General features: G+C 73.3%; 11 protein-coding genes. 3 read left to right on the forward strand and 8 right to left on the reverse strand.

Annotation, left to right across the window (positions count from 1 at the left end):
* The first annotated feature begins 134 nt into the window (after nt 1–134).
* Nucleotides 135–1799 (forward strand): class I adenylate-forming enzyme family protein, encoded by a 1665-nt coding sequence (locus tag CLT71_RS13710; protein ID WP_101367441.1) that lies wholly within the window; start codon nt 135–137, stop codon nt 1797–1799.
* Here the strand turns inward: CLT71_RS13710 and CLT71_RS13715 are convergent.
* The 6 genes from CLT71_RS13715 to CLT71_RS13735 all read right to left on the reverse strand — a co-directional run bounded on the left by CLT71_RS13715 (nt 1766) and on the right by CLT71_RS13735 (nt 9880).
* Nucleotides 1766–3577 carry an ABC transporter ATP-binding protein gene (locus tag CLT71_RS13715; protein ID WP_199187594.1) on the reverse strand — a complete coding sequence of 604 codons (1812 nt, stop codon included), beginning with the start codon at nt 3575–3577 and terminating at the stop codon, nt 1766–1768. The two genes, CLT71_RS13710 and CLT71_RS13715, sit on opposite strands and share 34 nt — an antisense overlap.
* On the reverse strand, nt 3574–5493 hold the full coding sequence (locus CLT71_RS13720; protein ID WP_101367442.1) for an ABC transporter ATP-binding protein: 1920 nt from the start codon (nt 5491–5493) through the stop codon (nt 3574–3576). The genes CLT71_RS13715 and CLT71_RS13720 overlap by 4 nt, the downstream gene beginning before the upstream one ends.
* On the reverse strand, nt 5493–6122 hold the full coding sequence (locus tag CLT71_RS13725; protein ID WP_101367443.1) for a response regulator transcription factor: 630 nt from the start codon (nt 6120–6122) through the stop codon (nt 5493–5495). The genes CLT71_RS13720 and CLT71_RS13725 overlap by 1 nt, the downstream gene beginning before the upstream one ends.
* 225 nt (nt 6123–6347) lie before the next feature.
* Nucleotides 6348–7952 carry a condensation domain-containing protein gene (locus tag CLT71_RS13730; RefSeq protein WP_158242230.1) on the reverse strand — a complete coding sequence of 535 codons (1605 nt, stop codon included), beginning with the start codon at nt 7950–7952 and terminating at the stop codon, nt 6348–6350.
* Entirely contained in the window at nt 7949–8710 is a 762-nt protein-coding gene (locus tag CLT71_RS36990) for a hypothetical protein (protein WP_158242231.1), read from the reverse strand. Before CLT71_RS36990 ends, CLT71_RS13730 begins: the two co-directional genes overlap by 4 nt.
* Before the next feature lie 105 nt (nt 8711–8815).
* The gene (locus tag CLT71_RS13735) at nt 8816–9880 is read right to left on the reverse strand and encodes a phosphoenolpyruvate carboxykinase (ATP) (protein ID WP_143743467.1); all 1065 of its coding nucleotides are present in this window, start codon (nt 9878–9880) and stop codon (nt 8816–8818) included.
* Between the two features lie 141 nt (nt 9881–10021).
* Between CLT71_RS13735 and CLT71_RS13740 the strand changes: the two genes are divergently transcribed.
* Both CLT71_RS13740 and CLT71_RS13745 read left to right on the forward strand, forming a co-directional pair.
* Nucleotides 10022–10816, forward strand: coding sequence for a thioesterase domain-containing protein (locus CLT71_RS13740; RefSeq protein ID WP_158242232.1), 795 nt, complete (start codon nt 10022–10024; stop codon nt 10814–10816).
* Nucleotides 10817–10863: 47 nt separating this feature from the next.
* A complete protein-coding gene (locus tag CLT71_RS13745) occupies nt 10864–11925 on the forward strand; it encodes an asparagine synthetase A (protein ID WP_101367447.1) in 1062 nt (353 codons plus the stop codon).
* A 72-nt stretch (nt 11926–11997) separates the two neighbouring features.
* Here the strand turns inward: CLT71_RS13745 and CLT71_RS13750 are convergent, their stop codons facing one another.
* Nucleotides 11998–12669: a nucleoside/nucleotide kinase family protein gene (locus CLT71_RS13750; protein ID WP_143743468.1), complete on the reverse strand. Its 672-nt coding sequence runs from the start codon at nt 12667–12669 to the stop codon at nt 11998–12000.
* Nucleotides 12666–13751, reverse strand: a complete 1086-nt coding sequence (locus tag CLT71_RS13755; RefSeq protein ID WP_101367449.1) for a phosphotransferase — start codon at nt 13749–13751, stop codon at nt 12666–12668. The genes CLT71_RS13750 and CLT71_RS13755 overlap by 4 nt, the downstream gene beginning before the upstream one ends.
* Nucleotides 13752–13754: the final 3 nt, after the last annotated feature.

Raw genomic sequence — 13754 nt, forward strand, 5'->3', positions numbered from 1 at the left:
CAGGCACAGCAAACCAGCCCTGTGCAGGCCAGACCTGTCGCGCATTGAGGGGACGTGCCGCAGACGCCGGGGCTGCTTTGCTGGACAAAGGAAAATCGTCAGCGGTCCCCGCGCCCGGGGGCCCGGAGGAGCACATGAGCGCGCAGCAGGACGCCGTCGTCGCCGGCCCTACGACGGTGCCGGAGCTGCTGGCCCGACGGGCGCTGCTGGAGCCGGAGCGGTGCGCGATCGACACTGTCGGCGGGGAGTCGGTCACCTTCGGGTCGTGGCAGGCCCGTTCCGCCGCGGTGGCCGGCGCGTTGCTGAACCGCGGACTGCGCCCCGGTGACCCGGTGGTGCTGGTGTTTGCCGGGGTCGAGTGGACTGGCTACGCGGTCGCGTTCTGTGGGGTTCTGCGCGCCGGCGGCGTGGCCGTACCGTGTTCGCGGCGGCTGCCACCGGCCCGGCTGGCGCATCTGGTGCGCGACAGCGGCGCCGTCCTGGTGCTCCACTCGGGGGCCACCACGGCCGACGCGTCGTCGCTGCCGGAACTGCTCACCGACGTGCCGTCGACCACGCTGGCCGAGCTGGAGTCCGCCGGTACGGGCGGCGAGGCCGTCCCGATGAGCCCGCACGACCCGGCGCAGATCCTCTACACATCCGGCACCACCGGCGTGCCGAAGGGCGTGTGCGCGACACACGCCAACCTGACCTACGACGCCACCAGCCGCCGCCAGCGGCAGCGCCCGCTGGCGCACTCGACCCACTTTCTGCACTCCTTCCCGATCGGCACCAATGCCGGTCAGACAATGCTGCTGAACGCGCTCGACGCCCACCCGACGGCGGTGGTGCTGCCGCGCTTCAGCCCGAACCGGTTCGCGCGTCTGATCGAGGAGCGCCGGATCGGCTCGGTGTTCGTCGTCCCCGCCATGGCGGCCGAGCTGGTGCGCTCGCCGGCGCTCGCGAACAGGGATCTGTCCGGGGTCCGGCTCGTCGGCAGCACCGCGGCGCCGCTGCCGCCCGCCGTCGCGGTGGCGCTGACGCGCGCGTTCCCGGCAGCGCGACTGGTCAACTACTACACGTCCACGGAGGCGGCGCCCGCGCAGACCGCGATGGCGTTCGACCCGCGCCGCCCCGACGCGCTGGGCCGGGCCGTCGGCGGCGCCCTGATGATCGCCGACCCCGACGGCCGGCCGGTGCCGCCGGGCCAGGTGGGAGAGGTGTGGCTGCGCGCGCCGTTCCCGCGCCACTACCTCGCCGACGGCTCCACGGGCTCCGGCGTAAACGGCGCGGATGCCGCGGGCGGCGCGCGTGGCGCCGGCCGCCGGGCGGGGTGGGTCCGCATGGGCGACCTCGGCAGGCTGGACGAGGCGGGCTACCTCTACCTCGTCGACCGCCGGCATGACATCGTCAACTCGGGCGCGCACAAGGTGTCGACGCTGCAGGTCGAGGCGGCGGCACACGAGCACTCCGACGTGGCGGACGCGGCGGCCGTCGCCCTGCCGCACCCGGTGCTCGGCAGCGTCGTCGGGCTGGCGGTGGTCCCCCGGCCCGGGACGCCTGCCGACCGACTCAGCCTGGCCGTGCTGCGCGCCCACCTGCGGGGCCGGCTGGCCGACCACGAGCTGCCGGCGCGGCTGGTCGTGCTCGACCGGCTGCCGCGCAACGAGGCCGGCAAGGTGGCCAAGACCGAGCTGCCGCCGCTGTTCCCCGACGCGACCGGCGGGCGCGGCTACCCCGACGCGACCGGCGGGCGCGGCTACCCCGACGCGACCGGCGGGCGCGGCTACCCCGACGGCGCGGCGTCGACCGCCGAGTAGGCTGCCTGCTGGATGCCGTACAGGGCGGCGTACCGCCCGTGCGCCAGCATCAGCTCGCGGTGGGTGCCCGACTCCACGAGGCGTCCACCCTCCAGCACCAGGATCAAATCCGCGCTGGTCACGGTCGAGAAGCGGTGCGAGACCACCAGGGTGATCGCCCCGGTGCTGGCGGCGTGCTCGCGCGCCTGCGCCATGTACCGCTCGAAGACCGCGTGCTCGCTCGGCGCGTCCAGCGAGGCGGTGGGCTCGTCCAGCACGAACAGCAGCGGCGCGGCGCGCATCGACGCCCGCGCCAGGGCGGTCTTCTGCCACTGTCCCTCGGAGAGGTCGACGCCGCCGAACCGCCGGCCGAGCTGGGTGTCCAGCCCGTGCGGGAGCGAGGCGACCAGCCCGGACGCGTCGGCCGCCCGCACCGCCCGCTCGACGGTGGCGCGGTCGGAGATCCGCTGCGGATCGCCGATTCCCACCGCCTCCGCGAACGTCACGTGGAACCGCCCGAAATCCTGGAACGCGCCGCTGAGCCGGGACCGCCAGGATGCCGTGTCCACCGTGGCCAGATCGACGCCATCCACCAGAATCCGGCCCTGGTCCGGCCGGTACAGCTTGGCGAGGAGCTTGACGAGCGTCGTCTTGCCGGAGCCGTACTCGCCAACCAGCGCGACGACCTGGCCGGCCGGAATGTGCACTGACACGTCGTCGACGGTGGGAGCCCCGGCCGTCGGGTACGTGAAGCAGAGGCGCTCGATCGTGATTCCCCGCGACAACCGGCGCGGTGCCTCGGCGGTGCCCGTCCGGCCGGCCCGGTCCCGGGCCGCGTACCGGCGCAGCCACAGCAGCGGCTGCATCAGGCGGGTGGCGCCGGCCGCCCCGGAACTGCCGGCCGCGGCGGCCTGTACCGCGAACTGCAGGTTCGCCGCAACGGTGATGGTGAGCATGACGTCGCCGACGCTGCCCTGACCGGTCCGCGCCCGGTGGACCACCAGGGCCAGCCCGGTCAGGAAGCCGGACAGGAAGAACAGCCAGCCGCCGAGCCGCCAGGCCGCGTTGACCAGCCGCGCCCGGGTCCGCTGCCGCAGCGCCTCGTCCCAGGCGGCGGCCTGGCGGCGGGCCAACTCCTCGCCGACGCCGGCCGTGCGGATCTCCTTGCCCTCTGCGGCCGACGTCGCGAGCTCGAAGAGCTGCTGCTGGAGCCGGTACGACTCGGCACTGGCCACCTCGGCCCGCTCCACCGCCACCCGACCCCGCCGCTGGAACCACAACGGCCCGGCGGCGAACGCCACCAGGATCAGCAGCCACGGACTGAGCACACCGAGGAATACCAGGGAGACGACCAACTGCAGGATGGCGAAGCAGGCGTCCACGGCGCTCCACGCGGCGGCCATGATCTCCCACGCGGCGTTGCGCAGCACCGTCACCCGGTCCAGGAACTCCGGGTTCTCCAGGTGGTCGATCTCCTCGATGCCGGCGATGTCCCGGTGGATCTGCTCGTTCAGGTCGATCACGCCGACCTGCTCCACCAGCAGCACCCGTAGGCTCTGCCGGATTCCGACGATCGTGGCGGTGACGGCGTAGGCCGCCGCTGCCGCCAGGGCGCAGAGTACTGCGACGCGGGCGTTGTCCCCCACGGAGGCGTCCATGGCGGACCGCAGTGCCAGGCCCGTGCCGGGCACGGCGACGACGGAGAGCCCGAGGATGCCGAACATGCCGGCGGTGAGCAGCGGCGCCCGCCGCCACGACAGCACGAGCAGCTCCAGGATGAGCCCCAGATAGCCCTTCACCGCGACTCCCGCCGGTCGAGGCCACCGTCGGATCCGGCCAACCGCTCCGCCACGCCGTCGTCGGACCCGGCGAACCGCTCCGCCTGGATCGCGAACAGCCTGGCGTACGTGCCGCCCAGCGCCATCAGCTCGCGGTGGCTGCCCGCCTCGCGGATCCGGCCGTCGCGCAGCAGCACGATGCGGTCGGCCAGCCGGACCGTCGAGAGACGGTGCGAGATCAGCACGACGCTCTGGTCGCCGCGGCGGGCCGCCAGCCGGGCGAAGACCTCGAACTCGGTGCGGACGTCCAGGTGCGCCGTCGGTTCGTCGAGCACGAGCACGTCGGCGCCGGCCCGAGCGGCGTACAGCGCGCGGGCCAGCGCCACCGTCTGCCACTGCCCCCCGGAGAGGTCGACGCCGCCCCGGCGGGAGCGGGCCAGCGGGGTGTCCCATCCCGCAGGCAACCGGTCCACCACGTCGTCCAGGCCGGCCTCCTTGGCCACCTCGGCGAGGACCGCGTCGGCAGCCGCGTCCGGACCGACGGCGCGGGCCTTGCCCAGGGCCACGTTGTCCCGGGCGGGCAGCGGATACCGGGCGAAATCCTGGAAGACGACGGCCAGCCGGGCCCGCCACCGCCGTACCCCGATCGCCCAGATGTCCTCGCCGTCGGCGGTGATGCGACCGCCGGTCGGCCGGTACAGGCCGGCCAGCAGCTTGATCAGCGTGGACTTGCCGGCGCCGTTGAGCCCCACCACCGCCAGCAACTCGCCGGGCCGGATCTCCAGATCGAGCCGGTCGAGGACGAGCCGGTCGGTGCCCGGGTAGGCGAACGACGCCGCCTCGAACCGGACCAGCGGCGGCCGCGCCGGTGTCCGGGCGGCAGGCCGACGGTCGGCGCGCTCGGCGGACGAGTCGCCCGACCCGAGGCTGCTGACCAGCTCCCGGTAGGCCCGCTGGCCGGGCAGCGCTCCGAGCACCGGGAGCGGGTCGTAGCCGAACAGCCCGACGAACACCGACCAGCCGGCCGCGAAGACGGCCGCCTGGGTGGCGACCGTGGCCCGGCCGTCCAGGGTGTAGAGGACGGCCACCACGTACCCGGTCCCGAGGCCGGCGGCGGTGATCCCGAAGCGGTACCAGCCCGCCCGCATGCCGCCCAGCCCGACCCTCCACACCGGACCGAACATGTCCAGCCGGTGGCGTCGCATCCGCTCGATCGCCAGCGGCGCGAACCCGAACAGTCGCACCTCCTTGCCGGCGGCCGGCACGCTCAGCATCGACGCCCACAGGTCGGCCCGCAGGCTGTGCCGGAAGCCCGCCCGCCACTGCCGCAGGTAGGCGATCGCGTACCGGCTGACCAGCACCCGGCCGAGCAGCGCGGGCACCACCAGCACCGGCACCAACCACCACGCCATCATCGCCACCACCAGGCAGGACGCGGCGACGCCCAGCATGCTGGAAAGCATCGCCAGCACGGCGAGCGCGCCCGCTCCGGGGGCGCTCTCGGTCCAGTTGCCGGGCTCGGCCCGCGCCAGCCGGATCCGCTCCTGCGTCTCCGGCCGCTCAAGCTCCTCCAGCGTCGGGCAGGCGGCGGTGCGGCGCATGACGTCGGCGCGCCGTCGGCCATCGATCCGGCCCCGCACCGCGTACCGCAGCGGCGCGCCCATCGCCTGCAGGGCGTGCTCGCAGAGCAGCACCAGCCCGTAGATGCCCAGCGCCAGCGCCATCCCGTCCAGCACCGGATGGCCGGTGCCTGTGGGCCGGTCGACCGGCGCCGCGCTGTCGATCACGAGCGCGGTGGCACCGGCGGTGGCCGCCGGTATCAGCCGCTCCACGAGGGTCAGGGCGACGATCGATACCGTCAGCGTCGCGCCAGCGGCCCGCAGCTCGCCGAGCAGCCGCAGCCGTTCCCGGACGGTCATCCGCCCGAATTCGGTCATCAAGGCGCGGGGCGGCTCACGGGCTCGGCCGCGCTCAGGACGCCCTGGTGCAGGACGGCGGCCCGGGTGAGCTCGGCCTTGTTGCCCAACCCCAGCTTGGAGCGGATGCGCTTCACGTACGTGTCCACTGTGTGCCGGCTGATGCCGAGGCGCCGGGCTGCCTGGTCGTGGGTCAGCCCCCAGGCGATGTAGCTCAGCACCTGCTCCTCGCGCCCGGACAGGGCGTTGCCCGACCCGGACGCCTTGCCCACCGCGGCACCGGCCGGTCGGGCCGTCGCCCCCACCGGCGCGCAGCGCCCGGCGATCGACGAGCGGATCGCGGCGAGGATGGCTTCGGGTTGCTGCTGCCGACTCACCACGGCCGCGGCGCCCGCGCGGATGTAGGCAGGGGCGCGGTTGGACAGCCGGTCCGGGGTCAGGACGACGATCGGGCAGGACTGAGCGAGTCGATCGAGCTCGCGGACCTCCTCCTGCCCTGGGAAGACCTCGGCGCTGACGAGCATGACGTCGGCCGATTCGTGCGGCTGCTCTGGCAACCGGTTTCCCGTGGCGACGACGACCATGTCGTGCAACGAGAGGATTTCTTGAAGTCCGAGAACGAAAATCGGGCAGTCGTCAACGATTTCCACGCGCAGCAATTGAACCCCCCGTAGTTCCGGCGCCCTCCATCACGCGCGGTGGTCGTCGTGAAGACACCAGACCGCGCGTCAACGTTCCTGTCTGGAGGGCGGCGCCGCAAAGCTGTTCCTGTTTCGGAGGTTAACACCAGCCTAATCGACTTTTGTCACTTGCTCCGGTGACTTGCGGCAGCTTGCCCTCGACCGCTATCACACCGCCCGGCCGCGCCACGCCGATCAGCCCCACGGCCGCGTGGCCAGCGCGTTCAGGGTGTCGTCCAGGGCTGCGACGAAGCGGTCAACCACCGCCGGCCCGTACCGGCCGGCGACCGTCGTGACGTGGATCTCCACCCCGGCCGGGTCGGCCTCGATCTCGATGCTCGGCCCGTGGAAGTACGCGTCACCGGCCGGCATGCGCGGCGCGGAGGCACCCAGGCCGGCGCCGGCCAGCTCGACCGGTGTGTGCTTTAGGTAACTGACGAAGACCCAGGGAAAGTCCGCCTTGCCTGCCTGCGGCACGCCGCAGACGCGCTCCAGCAGCAGGTTGAACGGGACGGCACGGCGGTGGGCGGCCCACATCTCGGTCTGGACCGCCGCGACGACCTCGCCGAACGGCAGCGCCGCCGGGTCGCCGCCGGTCCGGCAGCGAACGACCAGCAAATCAGCGAACCAGTTCATCAGCCGTTCCGCCTCGGCGGTGTCACGGCCGGCGGCGGCGACCACCAGCGGAATGTCGGTGCTGCCGGTGGTGGCCCGCAGGGCGAGGTACACCGCGGACAGCACCGTCGCCGTCTCGCTGAATCCGTGCTCCGCGCACCGGGCCAGCAGCTCGCCCCCGCGCGGTCCGGCCAACCGGATGGTCCGCTGCTCGACGGGCTGCGGAAGCGGCAGCGCCGCCCGCTGCGGGCTGAGATCGAACTCCGGCCGGTGGTCGAGCCCCGCGAGCGCGTCCCGCCACTGTGCCAGCAGCCCGTCGGCGTCCTCCTCGATCCGCCGGTCGCGCTCGGCGAGCAGCAGCTGGGGATGGGTACCCACCGGAGGCAGCTCCGGCGTACGCCCGGCGGCCCGGGCAGCGTACGCCGTCAACAGCTCCCACCGCAGGATGTCGATGGAGACCCGGTCGCAGACCATGTGCTCGACAGCGACGAGCAGCAGGTGCCGCCCGGGGCCCACCGTCAGCAGCTCGGCGCGGAGCAACGGGGGCCGGTCGACCGGGATCACGGTGCCCATCAGGCGTGCGATGCGCCCCGCTACGGCGCGTTCCACGTCGTCCGGCGGCAGCCCGGGCCTGTCGATGACGACCCGATCGACCTCGTCCGTGCATCGCCACCGCGGCGCCGGCCCGTCGACGTCGAATGTGGTACGCAGCGCCGGCTGATGGTCGACGACGTCGGCGAGCGCCGCCTCGACGCGCCCGGAGTCCACCTCGCCGCCCAGCTCCAGCACCAGCAGGACGTTCTTCGGCCGCTGCGGCTGGCCGGCCCGCCGGCGCCGGGCCATGGCGCGCAGCCGCTTGCGCTGGTTGTACGACAGCCCGTCGTGCCAGCCGTCGCCGGTCGCCGTCGTCGCCGACAGCGACCCGACGCCGCCGCCGTCGCGCTCCCGGTCGACAAGCACCCGTACGGCGTCCACGTAGTCGCCGAACCGCCGGTGCTGGAAGACCAGGGACAGGTCGGCTGCGACCGCGAACTCCTTGTTGACGTGGTTCGTCAGACTGAGGCCGATCATCGAGTCGCCGCCCAGCGCGAAGAAGTCGGAGTCCGGCTGCGGCCGGTACCCGAGCAGCCGCTCCCAGAGCCCGGCGAGCACCGTGTCCAGGGTCGTCCCCGGCTGACCGGTCACCGCCGGCCCCGCATCGCCGCGCGGACGAAGTCGAGCTTCTTCTCGGTCGTCGGGACGAGGCCCGCCTCCCGCAGGGTGGGCGCCAACACCCGCTCGGCAGCCCAGAGCGCCTCCCGCACGTCGCCGGGCTCCGAGCCGGCAGCGCGCGCCGGGTCGTCCGACCCGCGGAGCATGTGACAGCTGTACTCCAGCTCGACCTGGATCTGCTCGGCGTCGCCGAGGCGGCAGCGGGTCTCGCTGAGGTTGAAGACGATCACCGGGTCGAGCCGGACCAGATAGCCCTTCGCCATCGTCCGGTGCAGCGCACCCACGCTCGTCGCCAGCCCGTCCAGGACCTCGGCGACGCGATCCGGATCCTCGATGAACGACTCCTGCGACTGGATGAGCGGGCCGCAACCGTCGGCGTGGAAGACCTCATGGACCTTCCGCTTGAGTCGGCGCCGACCCTTGAACCGCTGCAGGCTCCACTCGACGCCGTCCACCAACCAGTACTCGGCGACCGACTCGCGCCACGCCAGCCACTCGGGTACGAACATGTCCGGCGGCAGCTGTGCCGACCGCAGCAGCCGGGCGTACCGGCCGAGCTCGCCGACGTCGGCGGCGCCCTCCCCCGGCGCATACTTGATCTCGAACTCCAGGGCAGGGCAGTGCGGTACCACCCGCCAGCCGTGGCGGACGAGGGTGTTCAGCCAGTTGCCCGACCCATCGTCGTCGGTCGCCTCGCACAGCGCCCGGCGGTGCTCCTCAATGGTCGTCATCACGTCCCTGCCTCGCCTCGTCGACGGGCCATGCCGCCGGCTCCCCGCTCCCGGCCAGTCGGTGGGCCATGCCGCCGCTGCCGGCTTCCCGCTCCCGGCCGTCGGTCAGACGGCCGGGCGCACCCCGCCGACGACCTGCTCGATCTCCTCCGGCCGCAACCGCCCCCGGCCCAGCCGCGCGTACCACGGCACGTCGGGCCAGGTCTTCACCGCCGCCAGGTCGCCCGCGCCGCGTGCCGAGCGACGCGCCACAGCGGTGAGGAACGGCTCCCATCCCTCGCCGGGCGCGCTGGTGTGACGGTGCTTCGGCTCCAGCAGCGCGGGATCGGGATCCATCCGGACCAGCCGCGCCTCGCCGGGCGCCTTGACGTCCGCGACCACCACCGCCGACAGCGGCAGCGGCGGCGGAACGTTCGGCGCGGCGAGCGCGGTCAGGTAGAGGTCGTGCGGCAGCAGCACCTTCTTGCCGTCGTCCACTGCGGGGGCGTGGCCGAGCCCGACGGCCGCGGCTAGCAGCCGGGGAAAGGTCCGCAGCGTGCCCCAGCACACGCCAGGATAGTCCGGGAAGCTGTGCACGGCCGACCCGTCGGCGGCCGCGAAGAGCGCGTCGCCGGTGAAGCAGCGGGCTCCCGCGTGGATGAAGTCCAGGACCGTCGTCGTCTTTCCCGACCCCTTCGGCCCGGTGACCGCGACTGCCGAACCCCCGTCGCTCACCGCTGCCGCGTGGACGAAGTGGCCCGTCCCGCTCGCCGCGGCCAGCTCCCACATCACGTCCCGCAGCAGGTCGGACAGGTGGTACCGGGAGGTGTCGCTCACGTAGACGCGCGCCTGCGACCCGTCATCGGCCAGGTCGAACGCGGTGCGGCTGGTCGGCACCGCGATCGTCGTACGACCCGCCGCCTGCCAGCGGGTGGCGTAGATGTGCCGGTTGTGCGTCCGCGCCGTACGCACCCGGGTCGACTCGCCGGGCTCGGCCGGCTCCCGCCAGCGGGCCAACGGCAGGACCTCGATCGACAGCGCGGCGGGAACCCGGCCGTCGCCGGGCGCGAGGGTGAAGTGCGGCCGCACGAACGCGAGCGCCGGGGCCGCCTGCCGCTCCGCCTCGGGATCGATGCTTATCGCCACGTGCTGGCCCGCGTAGCCCATGTCGAGCACGGAACCCCCTGACATGCTCCACCCGGTCCGATCTGTTGAGACGGCGCACTCGGCCAGCCATGACCAGGCTCGATGCTAGGAGGCATCCCAGCCGGGAGGAGGTCGCCGTTACAGGGGACAGGCCGACAGGCTGACCACCGTGGTTGCCTATCGTCGATGACGACAGGCGCAGAGCGGGATCCCGCACAGGAGTGGTTCGTGCGGCTGCCGCCACAGCACGATGCCGCGGTGCAGGTGATCGGGTTCCCCACCGCGGGCAACGGCTGTGGCCAGTTCGGCCCGATCGCCCGCGCCGCCGCCGGCCGCCTCGACGTCTGGGCCGCCAACCTGCCGGGGCGGCACGCCCGCTTCGGCGAGCCGCCCTACACGACGTACGCGCCACTGATCGACGAACTGGTCCCCGCGCTGCGCAAGAGCCTCGACGGCCGGCCGTACGCGCTGCTGGGGTACTGCTCCGGAGCGCTGCTGGCGTACGGGGTGACCCGGGCACTGCTGGCCGAGGGCGCCCCACCCCCGGCGACGCTTGTCTGCGTGGCGTATCCCGCGCCGCGCGACGGGATGCACACGGATCTGTCCGGGCTGTCGTCGCCGGCCTTCTGGGATTACGTCGTGCAGGCCGGCGGCGTGCCGAAGGAACTGGACGTCGAGGCGCACCGGCCGCTGTTCGAGCCGGCGCTGCGGGCCGACTACGCGGTGCTGGCCGACTACCGGCACACCGAGCACGAGCCGTTCCCGACGACCCGCATCCTGGGGGTGCTCGGCGACGAGGAGCCGCAGTGGTTGCGCCGCGACATGACCGGCTGGGCCCGGGTGACGGGTGCCGGCTTCAGGATGAAGGAGCTGACGGGCGGCCACTGGCTGCTCCACGAGTCGACCGAGGCGTTCACCGATCTACTCGTCCACGAACTCAGCGGAGCGAGCGGCGAACTCAGCGGAGCGAGCGGCGCGTGAGCGGGCCCGGGTTACCCAGCCAGACCACCACGGGGAGGCAGATTCGCATGGACAGCAGCAGCCCGACGGGCGACCCCGAGACGGCGGGCCGCGACGCGACGGCGGGCCGGGTGCGCCCGCCCGGCGTCTGGTCGGACCCCGAGGCCCACCTCGTCGCCGCGGCCGACAGCCCCTGGTACCGGATGTTGACGGTACTCTTCGCCTCGATCGTGGACGGCACCGCGGGCTTCTACCGCCCCCGGGGCGTCCTCCCGGTGCTGATGCCGGTCACGGTCAGCTCGGTCTCCAGCCCGATGGGGCTGGGCAGCGACAGCCTGCCGGTGCAGGTCGACCTCCTGGGCGAGCGCACGTACCTCGCCGACTCGATGCAGTTCCAGCTCGAGTTCATGCTGCGGCACGGGATGCAGGGCGCGTACTACATCATGCCCACCTTCCGCGGCGAGCAGGCCGACAGCACCCACCTCAACCAGTTCTTCCACTCCGAGGCGGAGATCCGCGGTGGGTTGGACGACGTGATGGCGCTGGTCGAGGCGTACCTGCACGCGCTGACGCACGAGGTGGTCAACGGCCCCGGCAGCGAGCTGGTGGCGGGCGTCGCCGGCACCCTGGAGCACCTCGAACAGTTCCTGAAGAACCGTACGATCCCGCAGGTCACCGTCGAGGCCGCACAGGAGATCCTCGGCTCCGGCAGCTTCACCTTCAAGGCGCCCGGCGTGCCCAGCATCACCCGCGCCGGCGAGCAGGCCCTGATCCAGCACTTCGGCGGCGCGGTGTGGCTGACCCACCCACCCCACAAGTCAGTGCCGTTCTACCAGAAGCTGGACGAGCACGGCCGCGCGTTGAGCGCCGACCTGCTCCTCGGCGTCGGCGAGATCGTCGGCTGCGGCGCCCGCCACGCCACCGGCGACGAGGTGCGACGCTCGCTCGCGGACCACATGGTGCCCGAGTCCGACTACGAGTGGTACGTCCGGATGAAGGACCGCAGCCCGCTGGAGACCGCCGGGTTCGGGCTCGGCCTGGAGCGGTACCTGGCGTGGGTGCTCGACCACGGCGACATCCGCGACTTCCACGTGATGCCGCGCATCTTCGGCGTGCCGACCTGGGTCTGAGCGCCAGCGGCCCACGGGTCTGGGCGCCGGCAGCCTACCCGGGCTGCCGGCGTCACCAGGGCTCCGGCAGCCCTACCCGGGTCGCGCCGGGGCCACGGCCGGGCGCTGCTCGGCCGTGGCCCGCCAGTGTTCGACGATCCGGTCGGTGAGGTCCTCGGCCGGCAGCGTGGCGTCGAGTACCACGACATCGGGCCGGTCCCGCGCAGCGGCCAGCAGCCGGTCGCGAATCTGCCGCAGCAGCACCAGCGACTCGTCGGCCTGCTGCGGTTTCGTGGCCCGGCTGCGCAGCCGGGCCACCGCCGTCTCCGCCGGCAGGTCGAGCAGGTACGTGACCCGCGGCCGCGGGTACAGCGACTGCGCCTTCTCGACCCACTCGGTCAGGCCGCCGTACGCAGCGGCAGAGACCCGGTACGACAGCGGCCCCCGGTCCCAGACGAGGGTGGTGCCGGCGTCGAGGAGCGGGGTGAACTCGACGCGCGTGTAGTAGGCGACGTCGCAGGCGAAGACCCACTCGCGCAGCTCGGCCGGGATCAGCGGGTGGTAGGCGAAGCGGTCGCCGGTCAGCTCCTCCGCGAGTGTGTTGACCGAGCGGGCCCCGTACGCCTTCACCACGGCCGGCGCCGCCGGGACGCCGGCCGTGTCCAGGGCGGCGGCGACGGCCGCGACCTGGGTGGACTTGCCCGAGCCGTCGATGCCCTCGATCGACATGAGTCGGGGATGCGGGGTGGCCATGGGGCTCCTCACCAGACGGAGTCGACCGCGTCGCGCGCCAGCACGAGCAGGGACTCGGCGTTGCGGCGCAGCGCCGCGAGGTCGTCGATGGTGTAGTACGACGAGAGCAGGCCGATGGCCGCCAGCTCGAGCGCGACGGCGGTCATCACCGGGGGCAGCAGCGGGCGGGCGCGCCCGGCCGCGGCGTCGTCGGCGTCGCGGTACCCGCGCAGCAGCCCGTCCAGCGCCTTGACCTCGAAGCCGCTCGGCACGGCGCCGTACGCCGAGCTGAGCCCGCGGTAGTTGACCCAGCCGAAGCGAACCAGCGCCTCCGCGAGGTCGTGCGCGGGGTCGTCCAGGCAGGCGTTGTCGAAGTCGACGATCCCGACGACCTCGTCGGAGTCGGACGCGAAGATGAGGTTAAACGGGTTGTAGTCGCCGTGCACGGCGACGACGGCGTTACCGTAGCCGGCCGCGCCCGCCTCGGCGCGGCACCTGTCGATGGTGGCCAGCGCCAGCCGCGCGTACGCCCGTACCTCCTCCTGGGCCGGCTCGTCGGCGGTGGGGACGGCCCCGCCCGGCAGCAGCAGGCTCACCAGGTCGCGGGCCGAGGCGAACGCGTCGCGCATCCCGGCGAACGGCGCGAGCCCCGCGCCGGCCGCCGCCTGGTGGAGCCGCGCGAGGGCCGCGCCCGCCGACCGCGCCTCGCCCGCCGCGCGGGTCCAGCTCCGCCCGTCGACGTACGGCTGGAGCAGGAAGATGGAGCCGCTGCGGCGGTCGTGGAAGAACAGTTCCCCGTCGACTGTCCGCCACGGCACAGGCACCGGCGCCCCGCTGCCGCCCAGCCGCGCCAGCAGGCCGCTCTCGAAGGCCGCGAAGTCCGATGCCGAGCAGTACCAGGGCAGCTCCTTGAGGAAGCAGACCCCGCGCTCGGTTTCCAGGAACACCTTGCGGGCCGTCTCGGTGCGCCGCCGCAGGTCGATGATCGTCTGGTTGAGCGTGAAGAACGGCAGCACCAGCAGGGACCGCAGCCCGTACGCCTGCTGCACCCGTACGAGCTGGTCGTCCGGGAACACTCCGATGGAGCGGTCCACCGGCTTGGCGAGCGCGACCATGGC

The sequence above is a fragment of the Plantactinospora sp. CNZ320 genome, assembly GCF_002846275.1.

Excerpts from the sequence above, each read along its gene's own strand:
- CLT71_RS13710 (WP_101367441.1), top strand. The coding sequence starts at position 135 with ATGAGCGCGCAGCAGGACGCCGTCGTCGCCGGCCCTACGACGGTGCCG.
- CLT71_RS13720 (WP_101367442.1), bottom strand. The coding sequence starts at position 5,493 with ATGACCGAATTCGGGCGGATGACCGTCCGGGAACGGCTGCGGCTGCTC.
- CLT71_RS36990 (WP_158242231.1), bottom strand. The coding sequence starts at position 8,710 with ATGACGACCATTGAGGAGCACCGCCGGGCGCTGTGCGAGGCGACCGAC.
- CLT71_RS13735 (WP_143743467.1), bottom strand. The coding sequence starts at position 9,880 with ATGTCAGGGGGTTCCGTGCTCGACATGGGCTACGCGGGCCAGCACGTG.
- CLT71_RS13740 (WP_158242232.1), top strand. The coding sequence starts at position 10,022 with ATGACGACAGGCGCAGAGCGGGATCCCGCACAGGAGTGGTTCGTGCGG.
- CLT71_RS13745 (WP_101367447.1), top strand. The coding sequence starts at position 10,864 with ATGGACAGCAGCAGCCCGACGGGCGACCCCGAGACGGCGGGCCGCGAC.
- CLT71_RS13755 (WP_101367449.1), bottom strand. The coding sequence starts at position 13,751 with ATGGTCGCGCTCGCCAAGCCGGTGGACCGCTCCATCGGAGTGTTCCCG.